This is a genomic window from Bilophila sp. T19-St14, assembly GCF_059728385.1.
This window is the reverse complement of the sequence record NZ_BAAGFT010000001.1, coordinates 3179747-3194671: the sequence shown is the minus strand read 5'-3', so window position 1 is coordinate 3194671 and position 14925 is coordinate 3179747. Positions and strand designations below refer to the sequence as shown.

The window sequence follows — 14925 nt, the reverse complement described above, 5'->3', positions numbered from 1 at the left end:
GTCCATGTCGTACAGCCCCACGCTCGGCTCCGTGTTCAACCGCACGAAAATGCGCGATCCGTCCCATGTCTGTTCTTTTTCCGGCATGTGCGCCATGTGCACCGCCGACTGCATCGGCAGTTGCGAGATCGGCCTGTCCGCCGTCCGGGGCATGGAGACCGTATATCCCACCACCACGGGGGAAAACCAGATCGCCTCGGAAAAGGCCTATCCCGTCGATTATTCCCATTTCAACATCAACGGCAGAGCGTTCGGGGCAATGGGGGCTCCGCTGGACGCCGATCGCGCCACCATCTACCATGTGGGGCTCGAACGGGAGATCGGCACCCTCAACCCCGTAAAGCTGGCGCTGCCGATCATCCTCCCCGCGCTCATCAAGCTCAACTGGCCCGACTACTTCGGCGGCGCGGCCATGGCGGGCGTCAACGCGGTCATCGGCGAAGGGGCCGTGAGCAAGGACCCGACGCTTGCCTACGAAAACGGCAAGGTCGTCCACGCCCCGAAACTCCGGGAAATGCTGGACGCCTTCAACAAGTATGACCGGGGATACGGGCAGATCATCCTTCAGGCCAACTATGACGACGACGCGCAGGGCGTGCCGGAATACGCCATCCGGGAATGCGGGGCCAAGGCCATCGAATTCAAGTTCGGGCAGTCCGCCAAGGGCACGCAGCCCGCGAACCTTGTGCCGACGCTCGAAGAGGCACTGAAGAAATGCGGACAGGGTTTCCTTGTCCTGCCCGATCCGCGGGATCCCGGCGTACAGGAAGCCTATGGCCGCAAGGCGTGCCCCGCCTTCCACGTCTACGGCCGTCTGCCGATCTGGAGCGACGACTATCTGATCGGCCGCATCGCGCAACTCCGCGACATGGGCATGACCAACGTGTATTTCAAGATGGCGGGCTTCGATCCGGAGGATCTGGAGCATGTCCTCCGGCTGGCTTCCAAGGCGCAAGTGGATATGGTCACCTTCGACGGCGCGGGCGGCGGCTCCGGTTACAGCCCCTGCAAGATGATGAACGAATGGTGCCTCCCCACGGTCGTCATGGAAAGCATCCTTTACGGCATCCTCGACAAGCTGGCCGCGGAAGGCATGGAACTCCCGCATGTGGCGATCACGGGCGGCTTTGCGACCGAGGATCAGGTGTACAAGGCGCTGGCCCTCGGCGCGCCCTACGTCTCCGCCGTGGGCCTGTGCCGATCCAGCATGGCGGCGGCCATGAGCGCCAAAAAGATCGGGGAACTCATTGAAGCGGGCAAAGTCCCCCCGGAACTCGCCCGTTTCGGCACGACGAAGGAAGAGCTGTTCAGCGATCTTCCCGAACTGCGGGGGCTCTACGGCAGCGCGGCGGACGGGTTCTCCACCGGGGCCGTCGGGGTATATTCCTACCTGAACCGCATCGCCTACGGGCTGCGCCACTTCGCCGCCCTGAACAGGAAATTCGACGTGAAGCACATCGGGCGGCGCGACGTCTTCCCGCTCACCCGTGACGCCAAGGAACTGCTTGACGGAACGTGGCTGCGGTAGCCTCCCCTTCCATCCCCTTTTCCGTGCAGGCGGCATCGGCTCTTTCCCCGGTGCCGCCTGCCATTTTTTTGTGCCATCTGTATGAAGCGGAACAAGGGGCCGCCGTGCGCCTTACCCATCCAACGCGGATAACGATTCGACGATACCGAACAAAAGATACTTCTCCGCAAGATGCGTAAAAGTATTGCCGAAGCGTCCAAGTTCCGGCACATTTTGGCGCCGTTTCGGGCGGCTGAGAGGGGCCCATGGATCACGGACGTGGCATGTTGGTGAAACCTACGTACATAAGCGATTTGAATGGGTTGCGCTTTATCGGGCAATATAGGGTTCTGGAAACTTTCGTACACAAGCGGTTTGAATACTCCGTGGGAACAGGTGCTGCGCCGTGCTTCCCGGCATGCCTTCCCGAAGCGGCACACCACTGACGCCCATTGACGTTTCAAATAAGGAATCACCCCATTCCCTTCGCCGGCGGCTTATCCTCCCATATCCGTGAGCGGTTAGCGTACGGCGAACCAACCTGAAACAGCGGAAAGCCCCGTGCAATGCGGGGCTTTTGTTTTACTCGGCGGCGGAAGCCGTCCCAATCCCCAGCAGGCCCCCAACGGCCCGCACAAGCTGGACATGGCCTTTCCCCCCGCCTACAATGGGGCTTCGACTGAACAGGGGGTGGACATGGCGCTTTCCCAATCGCAAAAGATCATTGCCTTTCTCGAAAAACATCGGGGCGAGAGCTTTACGGCCCGGCAGATTGCCGAAACCATCGTACAGCAATACGCTTCCGACTACGCCCGAAAACGCAGCAATCCCCGTTTTGCGGATGACAAGGCGTTCCTTTCGCAAATCATTGCGGAAATCGGATCACAGAAGGATACGCTCAAAAGGCTCCGCCCCACCCTCGTATGGCAGGACAGGCCCAAGCCCCGCCGCTACTGCATTCCATTGGAAGAAACGCAGGGGGCGCCGGATACGGCCCAAGGCGAAACAAGCGATCGCGATGAGGATGCCTGCTCCTGTGAGGAACGGGCCCTGCTGGAACAGGAGCTTTACCCGCTTCTCATCAGCTATCTCTGGTCGGAGCTGCACCTCTACCCCATGCGCATCCGGGAAGGCCGCTCCCGCAATACGCGGGGAAACGGCGGCAACCAATGGCTCCACCCCGACATCGTGGCGATGGAGCCGGTGGACAAGGCATGGGGGAAACACGTCAAAGCCTGCGGCCACGCCAGCGGCAGCACCTGCGTCCGGCTCTGGTCGTTTGAAGTCAAAAAGACGCTCACCGTCGCCAATATCAGGAAATGCTTCTTTCAGGCCGTCAGCAACTCGTCGTGGGCGCACGAGGGGTATCTCGTCGCCACGGCCATCGCCGACGACCGGGTGGAACAAGAGCTCAGGATGCTTTCAGCCCTGCACGGCATCGGGGTCATCCTGCTCGATCCCGAAAACCCGTCGGAAAGCGAAATCCTGCTCCCAGCACAGAAAAAACCGGATGCCGACTGGCAGTCCATCGATCGCCTCGCCAAAGAAAACGGAGACTTCCACGAGTTCATCGAGCTTGTTTCCGTCTACTTCCAAACCGGGACGCTGCGGGAAAAGGATTGGGACAACAAGACGGCCTGACGAACGCCCTGTTTGAGCTGAGGCTGCCGAACGGCGTTTTGGATCCGCCGGGTTCCCTCCGCAAAAAAAGCTGTGCCAACGGTTGATGTTTCATGCCTTAAAATTCCAAAGGAATAACCAATAAAATGCCCCGGAGCATGGAATCCATCAGCGTAACAATTAGAAAACAACCTGTATTTTCACTCTATTGTAGAGACAAAACAACCACATCCTGCGACAGAGCCAAAGGAAAAGGCGGGCAAGATGCCGTATCCGTTCAGCCGCAGCAGACCAACAGTCTTGCACCGTCGGCGCTGGCTTGCCGGTTTTGCTCTGCCCATCCGGTGAAAGGCAACATACCCGGCAAACAGCTGAACCGGCATTCGAGCAAGCCCTTGGGCTGGGTAAAAGGCAACATACCTGCAAACAGCTTCCCGCCCGCGTCACCGTATGAAAGGCAACGTACCCGGCAGACGGCCATACCTTACAATATGATTCAGCATTATAATAAGATGGAGAAAAAAATGCGCGACGAACTGATGTCCGAGATCATCAAGCTGGAATGGGAGATGTTTTCCCACGTTTCAAATGTGGGAGGCCCGGCCTCCTGCCAGATGCGGCCCGACACCTTCAAGATCATGCGGAAGAGCCAGGCCGCCACATGGCCCGATGAGCTGCTCGCCAGCTATCTGGAAGATCTGAAAGCCGCCACGAGGGATGGCAGAAACATCATGACCGAGAAATACGCCCGGATGATGGAATCCACCTTCCCCGAAGAATACCGGAAGCTGGCGGCATCCCTTCCGCCCGTCGACAGGGAAACCTTGCGGAAGATCGAAGAAATCGTCGCGATCAACGTGGGTTGGAAAGCCGAGCTGTTCGACCGTTATCCCCGTCTGAGCGGCAAGGGCCGCCCGCTGCACACCAGCGAAGACTCCGCAATGGAAACCTCCTTTGAAACGTACCTGCGGGGAGAACTGAAGACGTATTCAGCGCGCACGATCACGCTCCTGCATGAACTTACCTTGCGGCAGCAACAGGATGGCGTAAACGGCGCGGAGCTGAACCTCCTCAATCAGGTGCAGCAGTACGGATACGCCACGCTCGAACAGGCTGAAGGCCATCGCGCGGGAGCCTAGGCGTCCCCGGCTTCCTGTAGGCGCGGCCTTCCTTTTCCGGTATGGCGCGCCTTCAGGAAAGCAAGCCGCCCGTAAAACGAACAGCCAAGATAAGGCATTCACATTTTCAATGAACGTGACGCCATAACAAACTGAAACAACAACTGAACTGTTTCAAAAGGCCGTGCCACAGGAAATGGTTGATGCTTTTTTCTTGAAGTTCCAAATGAATAACCGATAAAAGGCCCCAGCCATGAAGCCCGCCAACGGAAAACCGGAGAAAAGCTGTACTTTCACTATATTGTGGAGATAATGCAGCCACATCCCCTATGACAGAGCCTTTCAAAACACATCAGAAAAGTGAATGAATTGCCGAGCGCCCAAGGCTCCCGCCCACAGGGGATGCCGGCGGCCTTGGCGGTCATGGCGGCTTTCAGTTTCCAGAGAGAAGGGGAAGCGTACCCTGCGGCAATACACCGCCGCAAGAGGAAACCGCTTTCCCGCATACACCTTCATATGGCGGGGCTTGCGGCTTTTCCGGTGCCCATTGCAAGGAGTTTTTGATGCAGCTTTCCGCGTTCCCTTTTTCAACCATCCTTTTTGACCTTGACGGCACGCTTGTGGACAGCGCGCCGGACGTTCTCGAAGCCATTGCCGCAGTCCTGCGTGATGCGGGCGATCCTGTCCCTCGGATGGAGCTCTCCATCATCGGCCCCCCGCTGGAAGGCATTTTCCGCGAAGTCTGCCCGGATGCCGACGACGCGAAAATAGCCCGCCATGTGGCCGCATTCCGTGACCTCTATTTTGGCGGCACCTTCCCCAAAAGCACCCCCTACCCCGGCATTTTCACGCTGCTTGAACGCTTGCGGGCCAAAGGCTGCCGCCTGTTCGTCGCCACGCACAAGCCGGAGGCCGCCGCCCAGAGGATGCTTACGCTCAAGGGGTTCATGCCCTTCCTCGAAGGCGTCGGCTGCACGGACTCCCTGCCGGGCCGCCAGCTTTGCAAAAAAGAGATTATCCGCCTCCTTATGGAGCGCCATGCCCTCGATCCCGCTTCAATGACCATGGTGGGCGATACGGCCCTCGACATCAGGGGAGGCAACGAACAGGGCATAGCCACCATCGCCGCCCTGTACGGCTACGGCGACAAAACGAAACTCCTCGCCGAGCGCCCGCGCTATCTGACCGACGACCCGGAATGGCATACGCTCCGCAAAGCCGAATAGCCCCGGCAAAACAGGGAAGCCGTCCTTTTCCCGTTCAGAGAAAGGACGGCTTTTACCATTACAATGTACGGCCCTGCCCGTCTCCGGCAAGTGCCGGTTTGAAGGGAAAACGGGGCGTGCAAGGATTTCCAGAGCCGCCACCGGCCCCTCGGCGCCTTCCGTTACCGATGCAGCACCCCGGCATGGAACGCCGCATGCAGGGGAAGCTCATCAAGCCAATACGTCCAATCATGGAGGCCGGGCGCCTCGCGGTACTGATAGGAGAACCCGCCCCGGCGGAGCGTATCCCGAAAGGCGCGGTTCTCAGGCACGACATACGCGTCCTGCTGCCCCGTGGTAATGAGCATGGCGGGCATCCCGGCGGCCTTCGACCGCTTCAGCAGCTCTTCGGCGGAATACGACTGCCACAACGCCTTATTGGATTTCATAGGGCCGAGCACGTCGCGGATCTTCCATTGGGCGGGATGCCGGGTAATGTCCATGACGCCGCTCATGGAGCTGACCGAGGCGAAGGTGCCGGGATGCCGCAGCGCAAGGACAAAGGAGCCGTGCCCGCCCATCGACATGCCCATGACGCCGCGCTTCGGCAGCACAGGGAAAGCGCGCTCCACATACGGCATCAACTCGCGGACAAAAAAGCTCTCAATGCGGTTTTTCTTCAGATAGGGGCTGTCCGCGTACCAGCCGGTTCTTCCGCATGACGGCGCGATGAACACCAGCCGCTCGCGGGCCGCCAGCTTCGACAGCAGCGCCCCGGCCCGCGTGTTCCAGACGCCCGCATCTTCAAACGCGCCGTGCAGCAGATACACGACGGGGAACCGCTCGCCCGGCTTGCGGTCGGCGGGAAGGAACGCATAACAAGGGATTTTTCCCCCACGGAATGCGGAATCCACAGCGAACGGGATGCCGCCCTGCTCCACGGAGGCCTCGGCAGCAACGGGCAAAGAAGCCGCCGGGAGGGAAGAAGAAGAAGAAGAAGAAGAAGAAGAAGAAGATGATGATGATGATGATGATAATAATGATGATGGCAGGGCCTGAGGCGCGGAACGCTCCGCCGCCTTGCCCCTTCCAAGCAAAAGTTCCTTTTCGACGACAGGTTCCACGGCGGCGGAAAGCATGGCCCCGCCGTCCTCGGTCACATGCACCATATCCTTATACCGCAGCCGGACATGACGCCCTTTGCCGTCAACCTTGAATGTCGTGTAGTTGCCCTGAGCGTCGGCGAGCACCTTGACCGTATCCACGAAGACGGCATGATGCGTCTCGCAGGCTTCCTGCTGGAGCTTGCTCAAACGGCGGACGCGGGTTGAATACGGCTCCTTGCCCATGACGGGCAGACCGACCCATACGGCCTTGGCCCCTTTCGCCGTAGCCACGGCAAGCAGGCGTTCGGCGCGGCTTCGATAAACCGCCTTCCACGATTCACTGTCGGCATGATGGCGCTTGCGGTTCTCGTCGATGATATCCTGAGGGTCATTGGCCCCCATGCAGATCACGACCATATCCGGGTTGTGCTTTTCCACCAGCTTTTCAAGCTGCGCGGGCCAATCGAAATAGTCCTGCCGGCTGAGCCCGGTCGAATATTTGCCTTCGCGCACCACTTCCAGATCCGAGCGCTTGCGCAGGGTACGCTGGAGCACGGGCCCGAACCCTTCCATCATCATGGAATCGCCCACAAGCAGCACCAGCGGCTTGCGCCCCGTTTCAGCCCGAACCGGAGGAGGCCCCCCTGTTTCCGGCTGCGCCGCGGGAGTGGCCTGCTCAGGCACGGCTGCGGGAGGGACGGAAACGGGAACCTCTTCAGCCGGGGGCTCCGGCTGTACGGGGGAGGCCGCCTCACGGGAAAAATCCGCCAGTGCATCGGCTACGGGCCGCTGCGGGGCCGTGCCCGGAGCAACGGCGGACGGCCCCTCGACGGCCCCAATGGGCTTGTCCGTGTTGAACGCGGCCACCAGCCGGGTTTCCGCCCCCGAAAAGGCGGCGAGGCCCGTCGCTTCGGCTACGCCCTTCACCGCCTGCCCCAGGACGGCGGCGGGCGGGAAATCAATGCCGACCCGATCCAGAAAACTGGAAAAACGCGCCGCGTCCAGAAAAAGCATCAAGACGAAGGCCAGCGCGTACACGGCACAGGCACGGCCGGACGTGAGCGTTCCCCGCTCGGCTCGGAAAGGGTTCTTCATGCACGGCCCCTCATGAAATCAAAACTGGAAATAAATAAAAGGCATGACGCCATCCGGCCCCATCTTCAGGATAAAGCCGCCCACGAGCGCAAGAACCACGGCCTGCACGGCCCACGGCAGGCGCTCCTGCACATCCACGAACGCGGCGAACAGCCTCGCACCAAAAAGCTGAAGCGCCAGCCCTATAAGCGCCGCAGGAATCACCAGCAGCGGGAACCCTTCGCCGGGCTGCCCGAAGACAAAGATACGGCGCAGGATTTCAAGGCTCCGCTCCATGTCTTCCGCCCGGAAGAAGACCCATAAGAAGGATACGAAATGGAACGTCAGCAGCCATGACGCGCCCACGCCGCACCAGTGCAGGGCCGGGCTGGACGTGAACCCATCCGGCCGGAAACGCTTTTTCAGTTCATGGAAGGCATGGACGACGGCCAGCCCCACCCCGTGCATGACGCCCCAGACCAGAAAACGGATATTCGAGCCGTGCCACAGCCCGCCGAGCGCCATCGTGATGATCAGGTTCAGGTAGCGGTTCCCCCGGCGGCTTCCGCCAAGCGGGATATACAGGTAGTCGCGGAGCCACAGGGACAGGGTGATGTGCCAGCGCCGCCAGAAATCCTGTATGTTCAGCGCAAGGTACGGCGAACGGAAGTTCTCCGGCAGGCGGAACCCCATAAGCCTCCCCACGCCGACAGCCATGTCCGAATATCCTGAAAAGTCGCAGAAGATCTGTATGGAATAGGCATACACGGCGGCGAGAATCGTCCATGAGGAATAAAATTCCGGCGATTCAAAAACGTCGCGCACGATATGCTCGGACAGGTAGCTGGCGATCACGACCTTCTTGAACAGCCCGCTGAGGATAAGCGCGAACCCTTCCTGCAAGCCGCGGGAATCCCATGCCCGGTGCCCAAGCTGCGGCAGGAACTGCCGGGCGCGCATGATCGGCCCCGCCATGATCGTGGGGAAGAAGGACACGAACAGCAGCACGTCCAGAAACGCGCGCGGCGGCTCATCCGGGCAGCGGTAATGATCGATGGCGTAGGACAACCCTTGGAACGTGTAAAAAGACAGCCCCACGGGGAACAGGATCTCCATCGAAGGCAACGCATGGCGCAGGATGCCGGTGCCGAGCCCGGCGGCGCTTGCCAGCGATTCCAGCCCAAGGATGAGGAATTCGTAATATTTGAAGAACGCCAGCAAGGCCACATGCAGGGCCACGTCCAGCGCGATGATGCCTTTCCGCTTGCGCGGCTGCCCCGAAAAACGGGACATCAGGCGGACGGCCCCCCAGTTGAGCACCGCCACGGCCAGCAGCAACGGGACAAAGGCCATGCCCGCGAGCGCATAAAAAAAGAGGTTGCAGGCGAGCAGAAACGCCCTGTATTCCCCGTCCCTGTCGCGCAGCAGCCAGCCCGCGGCAAGGACGAACAGGAAAAAGGTTGCGAACTCCAGCGTGACGAAATTCATCAGTGCCTATCCGGGCAAAAGGTCATGCGCAAGGGTGCGCGATTTCCGCACAATAGCGAAAACGCACGCCCCTTGCAAGCAAACCGCCTCGGCGCCCTCGGCTATCCGCTGAGAAACGCTGGCGTTTTCAACATTTCATCGCGGCAGCAGCAGGAACACCGCGCCCCGGTTGTCCAGATAACTGGCCGTGTGCGTCGCCGTTTCGCCGTTGCCGCAGAACAAATCCACACGGTTGCGCTTGATCGCCCCGCCCGTATCCTGCGGCAGGGTCAACGCATTGAACGGGACGCTGTGCTCGCCCCCCTCATCGGGCAGCGTGACGTTCATCAGCGTCAGCAGGCCGTTGGGCAAGACGCTCTGGTCGGTCGCCACGCTCACCCACGGCGTGATCCGCCTCCCCATACTGCCTTTGGAACCCGAAGTCCCCGGCTTGCCGAGCCTGAAAAACACATAGCTGGGGTTCGTGTCCAGCAGCTCCCTCACCTGATCGGGGTGCGCGGCCAGCCATTCCCGGATGGAGAACATGCTCACCTCTTCCCGTTGCAGCAGCCCACGATCGACCATGACCCGTCCAAGCGCCACATACTTGTGCCCGTTCTGCCCGGCGTACAGCACAGGGCGCACCGAACCGTCCTCAAAACGCAGCCGCCCTGACCCCTGAATCTGGAGCATGAAGATGTCCACCGGATCTTCCACCCACGCCAGTTCCAGCCCGCGCCCCCTCAGCACGCCCTTGCAGTCGATGGCGTGACGGGTATGGTAAGGACGCTTTTTGCGCAGATCCGAAGGAGATTTATAGATTGGGTACTGGAAACGCCCCTTGCGGACGTGCGAAGCCGGGATCTCCGGCTCGTAATAGCCGGTGAAGCCGAAGTCCGGGCCGATGCGTACCCAGCGGAAGTCCGAAGCCAGCACTTCCGGGGCTTTATCAAGGAAAGGAAGCAGGCGCAGCAAGCGTTCAAGCCCTTTTTCCATCTCGCCGTAGGTGACTTGAAGCGAAGGGTAGTTCACGGCCACACGGGATGCAGGTTTCGCCCGCACATAGGCAAGGCTCTGTTCCACCGCGAAACGCATATCCTTCCACGAGCGCATGCCTTGCCGGGCCGGATCCAGCCCCCGCGAGAGGCGCTCCGCCTCCGCCTCCGAAACCGGGAATACGCCGGGTGTTTCCAGCGGCGTGACGCGCACGGCCTCCGGCACATCTGGCTGGGCGACATCAGGCCGGGTTGACTTCCCGCCGCAGGCGGACAGCAACAAACACAACAGGCAAGCCCCAAACAAGGAAAAACGGCGCGGCACGGCGGACTATCCTCACGCAACAGGTTGAAAAACAACAAAGCGTTTGCTGTGTACAGCATCCTCTCACCCGATGCAACGCCTTGCCTTGCCGGGCCCGGCAAAAAAAATTTCTTTTGGGGTAAAAAAAAGCTTGACGGAACGCGCCGTCCGTTATAAACACTCCCTCGTTCTGCGGGAGTAACTCAGTGGTAGAGTGCAACCTTGCCAAGGTTGAAGTCGCGGGTTCAAATCCCGTCTCCCGCTCCATATATTTTTACCCTTGCTCGCCATAAGGCTGGAGCGAGGGTTTTTCTTTGGTTCCGCTTCCTCAAGAGAAGCGTTATGAAATAGATGCACAACATTCCCGTGTACGGCTCTCAACATATCCGTTGCAGTGCCATTTCATAGACGAACATATCATTACGTTCATGAAGAAGGCTCGGAAAGGCGACTTTCCGGGCCTTTTTCAGTATATGGCTGGGAGAAAATCGGGGAAGGGAGGGAACCCCTTTCTGAAGAAAGGGGTTCCCTCCCTTCCCCGAACCCCATCCCTCCTTCCCCCAAGACTTTTGGCCTTATCGAATCCCTGCTGGAAGCATTCCCGGAGCATGGCTGTTTCGGCTGTGCAATGGGTCTTGGGAAAGGCTAGTCCGTGTCGTCAATTATCTATAATAATATGTTGAAGTTATTAAATTGTTTTTAGATCACAAAAATTATTTTAATACTTTCAAATAATTATATATAACACAACGACACAACCTAATAAGCGCTGGCATAAAATATAATAATTTCATTTGGCTGTGCCATAGGAAACGGCTGATGCTTTTGTGCCTTGAAATTCCAAATGGATAACCAACAAAAGGCTTCAGCCATAACGTCCACCAAAGGAAAATCTGGAGAAACAGGCCGTATTTTCACCATATTGCAGAAATGAAACGACCACATCCTATGACAGCCCCTTTCATTTCTGCGGCATAGTAAGGAGATGGCGTTTTTCCTCAGTTTTTCTGTCGTCGCTCCTTATGACAGAAACATTTGAGCGGCTATCTTTTTGAGTTTCACGAAATAAAGCATCAGCCCCTTACTATGGCAGGACCCCAAAGTTGTTTTCGGGTGCGTTCCTGATTTTTTTTGGCTGTGCCATAGAAAATGGTTGATGCTTTTTTCCTTGAAGTTCCAAAGGAATAGCCAACAAAAGGCCTTGACCGTGGATTCCCCCAACGGATAAAAAGGCCGTATTTTCACCGTGCTGTGGAGATGAAACAACCACCTAATGACAGAGCCAATCTTTTTGAATGATGGAACCGGGTTATTGGGCAAGGGGGGTTGCCGACGACCGCTGACGACCGGCGAAATGGGGAAAATCGCTTACCCGCCGCGGCATGGCAAAATAATAACCATCCGCTATGCGGGTGTTTTCTTGTTTCGGACACTTCGCGCCCTCAACAGGCTGAAGCCCATAATGAAAAGGGCCTCCCCGGAGGAAGGCCCTTGAAAACACCGTACGGCTGCGGCAAGCCCGCTAGACGAGACGGCCGATGTTGTCGATGCGTTCGCCGGGCAGAAGCAGGACGGGCGGCACATCGATCAGCGTATATGCGCCGGGACGCCCGGACTGGGCGAGGCGCACGGCGGCGCGGGCGCTGGACACGAGGACCTGGGCGGTCAAAGCCGGGTTGTCGATGCGCATGTCGAACGTGAAATGCTGGTTGGCGGTGAGCCCGGAAGCGCCGACGCGCTCCATCAGCACGCCGTGGGAGGCGTCCGCCACGCGGGGCAGCTCGTCCTTGGTCACCTGCCGCACGTCCAGCGGATCATGGCTGAAATAGGGGTCGGCCTGAATCGCGGCTTTCACGGCCTCGAACGTCGCGCCTTCCTCAAGCACCACATAGACGAGGCGCGAATGGCGCCCGCCGCCCATAGGGATGGTGATCGAGGTGGCGTCGGCCACGCCTTCAATGGCGCGGGCGGCTACGGAGTGGCCCATGGAACGGCCGCGCCCGAAGTTGGTGAAGGTGACGCCCACAGGGGCCATCGCCTCAAACAGGGCGCGCATCACGGAGTCCGTGCCGGGGTCCCATCCGGCGGCGGTGACGGCTACGGCCTTGCCCTTCACGGCCTGCGCTTCAAGCTGGCCGATGGTTTCGACAATCCGGTCATGGATGTCGAAACTGTCCACAGTGTTGTATCCCTTGCCGAGCAGCTCACCCGCGACTTCGGGGATCTTGCGGGACGGGGCGCACAGGAGCACGACATCCGGCTTGCCGGACACGGCTTCCAGATCCGCAAGGCTGGCGTATTCCGGAACGCCGCGCAGACCATGCACATCCTTTCCAAGGGATTCTTTCCGGCGAATGACGCCCACGCAGGTGAAATCAGGCTGGATTTCCAGCGCTTCGATGGCGTAGCGCCCGATATTGCCCAAACCCATAACGGCAGCTTTTATTGGCATTTTGGCCTCCAGAGAATGAATATCTTCAAGTAAAACACGAAATTCCCGTCTTGTAAAACGGTCTGGATCAGGCGTTTTTCTTCAATTTGAAGCGAATTCTGAGGCGTCCGGCCTCCTCATCGCCCTGCGGCGGGGTAAAATCGTGCGAAACCAGCCGAAACGCACCAACCTCAGATGTATTTTCCACATGCTCCCCAATGCAGGGGCAAATATCATAATCGCCCACGGTCACGATGCGAACCATCAGCCCCTCTTCGCCTTCAAGATGCGCCGGGAGCCGGCCAAGATCGACCAGCTTGCCCGCCTCTTCGCGGGGGAGCGTCTCCGTCCGCACCGGCATATGCTGCGCCAACACCTCGTTGATTCTTCGCTCCAGTTCGGCGGCCTCGGCGTCTTCCAACGGGCGCGGGAAATGGTAATCACATTTGGACTTGTCCGCATTCAAATGCGAACTGAACGAACGCCCGCACCCGAACATGCGCACCATCGTCTGGTTCAGCACATGCTCCGCCGTATGCATGAACGGATCATATTCCTTGCTCACAGGGACTCCTTTTCTTCTAAAGGGCTTGAAACCGCCCTACCCTACCCGATCCCTTCCCCGGAAACAATCCGTCCGCATATCCGGGGCATTCGCCTTTCCGATGATTTTCTAAAAAATTTATTTTGAATTTCAGACAGTTAAAATTCAACGTTCATTGAAAACGTGAATATCCCGCATATCCCCGCCGCTTGAAATCCGGCGGTGTTCCCCGTATGCTGAAAAACCCAACATCAGGACGATCATGAAAAAAAACGACCTCTTCCCCGAACACGGCTCGCCCTGCCGCGAACTGCGCGAGCCCGAACGCCCCATCGACGCGCCCTACGCCGTGGACATCCCCGCCGTGCCCACCGCGCTCGGCGCTCTGGACGCCGCCTCACGCGCGGAATTCTGGGCGGCGCTGGCCCTCTCGCATACCGGCGGGCTCGGCGCCAGAAGCCGTAAACGCCTTCTGGATGCGTTCGGTTCGGCATTCGAGGCCGTGCGGCGCGTCGAAGACTGGCGCGGGGCGGGCTTGCGGGAAGATCTCATCCATGAGTTCCGCTCGGAAAAATGGCGCGGGCCCGCCCGGAAAGAATGGGACGCGGCCCGGAAACTCGCGGGAACCGTCCTGCTCTGGACCGACGGCCGCTACCCCGCGCTGCTCAAGGAATTGCCGGATGCGCCGATACGCCTCTATTGCCAAGGGGATATGAGCCTGCTCGCCAACCCCTGCGTGAGCATCGTCGGAACCCGGACATGCAGCAGGGAAGGCATCCGCGCGGCGCAGGCCATAGCCGGCGGCCTTGCGGCCTCAGGCATCACCGTGGTTTCCGGCCTCGCCGTCGGCATCGACAGGCAGGCCCATCTCGCCGCCCGCGATCTGCCGGGCGGAACCATCGCCGTGCTCGGCGCGGGGCCCGACGTCTGCTACCCCAAGGAAAATGACGGGCTGCGCCGGGCGATCATCCAACGGGGCCTGCTCATTTCGGAATACGCGCCCGGAACGCTCCCGGACTCCCGGCATTTCCCCATCCGCAACCGGATCATCAGCGGCCTTTCGCTCGGCGTCGTCATCGTGGAAGCCGCCCTCCGCAGCGGCAGCCTCATCACCGCCCGGCTCGCGCTTGAGCAGAACCGCGCCGTCTACGCCGTGCCCGGCGGCATCGGCTCAAAACATGCCGAAGGCTGCCAGAAGCTCATCCGCGACGGAGCACAGCCGATCTTTTCTTCCTCCGACATCCTTTCGGATCTGTCCGCCCAACTCAAGACGCTCTTCCCCCAGCCGAATTCCGCACCGCAGCCTTACAGCCTCGACGCGCCTCAGGAACCCTTCCGTCCCGTTCCCGCCGCCCCTCCGCCCCTCAAACAGCCGGATCGCGGAACCCTTGAAGGCCGCATCCTGACGCTCCTCGCCCAAAGCCCCCGCGCCATCGACGACGTTTGCCAATCCCTTGGATGCGATCCCGGCGAAGCCGGTTCCACGCTCATCATCCTCGAAGTGCGCGGCCTGATCCGCCAGCGCCCCGATCTCCGCTACGCGTTGGCCTGATC

The 14925-nt window shown here is 59.7% G+C and carries 10 protein-coding genes and 1 tRNA gene; 6 read left to right on the top strand and 5 right to left on the bottom strand.

Annotated features, from left to right (window positions below; all coding sequences use genetic code 11):
- Positions 1-4: 4 nt before the first annotated feature.
- The 4 genes from AC6I1V_RS13405 to AC6I1V_RS13390 all read left to right on the top strand — a co-directional run bounded on the left by AC6I1V_RS13405 (position 5) and on the right by AC6I1V_RS13390 (position 5471).
- A complete protein-coding gene (locus AC6I1V_RS13405; RefSeq protein WP_486854252.1) occupies positions 5-1528 on the top strand; it encodes a glutamate synthase-related protein in 1524 nt (507 codons plus the stop codon).
- 540 nt (positions 1529-2068) lie between these two features.
- Complete coding sequence (locus tag AC6I1V_RS13400; protein WP_486854253.1) at positions 2069-3148, top strand: COG2958 family protein; 1080 nt, start codon at positions 2069-2071, stop codon at positions 3146-3148.
- A gap of 503 nt (positions 3149-3651) precedes the next feature.
- A complete protein-coding gene (locus AC6I1V_RS13395) occupies positions 3652-4266 on the top strand; it encodes a DUF4125 family protein (protein WP_486854254.1) in 615 nt (204 codons plus the stop codon).
- Between the two features lie 542 nt (positions 4267-4808).
- Positions 4809-5471, top strand: coding sequence for an HAD family hydrolase (locus AC6I1V_RS13390; protein ID WP_486854255.1), 663 nt, complete (start codon positions 4809-4811; stop codon positions 5469-5471).
- A 161-nt stretch (positions 5472-5632) separates the two neighbouring features.
- Here the strand turns inward: AC6I1V_RS13390 and AC6I1V_RS13385 are convergent, their stop codons facing one another.
- The 3 genes from AC6I1V_RS13385 to AC6I1V_RS13375 form a co-directional block, all read right to left on the bottom strand.
- Positions 5633-7651, bottom strand: a complete 2019-nt coding sequence (locus AC6I1V_RS13385) for a DUF459 domain-containing protein (protein WP_497737066.1) — start codon at positions 7649-7651, stop codon at positions 5633-5635.
- An 18-nt stretch (positions 7652-7669) separates the two neighbouring features.
- On the bottom strand, positions 7670-9118 hold the full coding sequence (locus AC6I1V_RS13380; protein WP_486854256.1) for an MBOAT family O-acyltransferase: 1449 nt from the start codon (positions 9116-9118) through the stop codon (positions 7670-7672).
- A 135-nt stretch (positions 9119-9253) separates the two neighbouring features.
- On the bottom strand, positions 9254-10417 hold the full coding sequence (locus tag AC6I1V_RS13375) for an MltA domain-containing protein (protein WP_486854257.1): 1164 nt from the start codon (positions 10415-10417) through the stop codon (positions 9254-9256).
- Positions 10418-10588: 171 nt separating this feature from the next.
- Between AC6I1V_RS13375 and AC6I1V_RS13370 the strand changes: the two genes are divergently transcribed.
- Positions 10589-10663, top strand: a tRNA-Gly gene (locus AC6I1V_RS13370).
- Between the two features lie 1255 nt (positions 10664-11918).
- On the opposite strand, the gene AC6I1V_RS13365 is transcribed toward AC6I1V_RS13370, so the two are convergent.
- Both AC6I1V_RS13365 and AC6I1V_RS13360 read right to left on the bottom strand, forming a co-directional pair.
- Positions 11919-12848, bottom strand: coding sequence for a diaminopimelate dehydrogenase (locus AC6I1V_RS13365; RefSeq protein WP_308771904.1), 930 nt, complete (start codon positions 12846-12848; stop codon positions 11919-11921).
- Positions 12849-12915: 67 nt separating this feature from the next.
- A complete protein-coding gene (locus tag AC6I1V_RS13360) occupies positions 12916-13392 on the bottom strand; it encodes an alanyl-tRNA editing protein (protein ID WP_302554299.1) in 477 nt (158 codons plus the stop codon).
- A gap of 241 nt (positions 13393-13633) precedes the next feature.
- Here AC6I1V_RS13360 and dprA point away from each other — a divergent pair, with 241 nt between their 5' ends.
- Positions 13634-14923, top strand: a complete 1290-nt coding sequence (gene dprA / locus AC6I1V_RS13355; protein WP_337432194.1) for a DNA-processing protein DprA — start codon at positions 13634-13636, stop codon at positions 14921-14923.
- Positions 14924-14925: the final 2 nt, after the last annotated feature.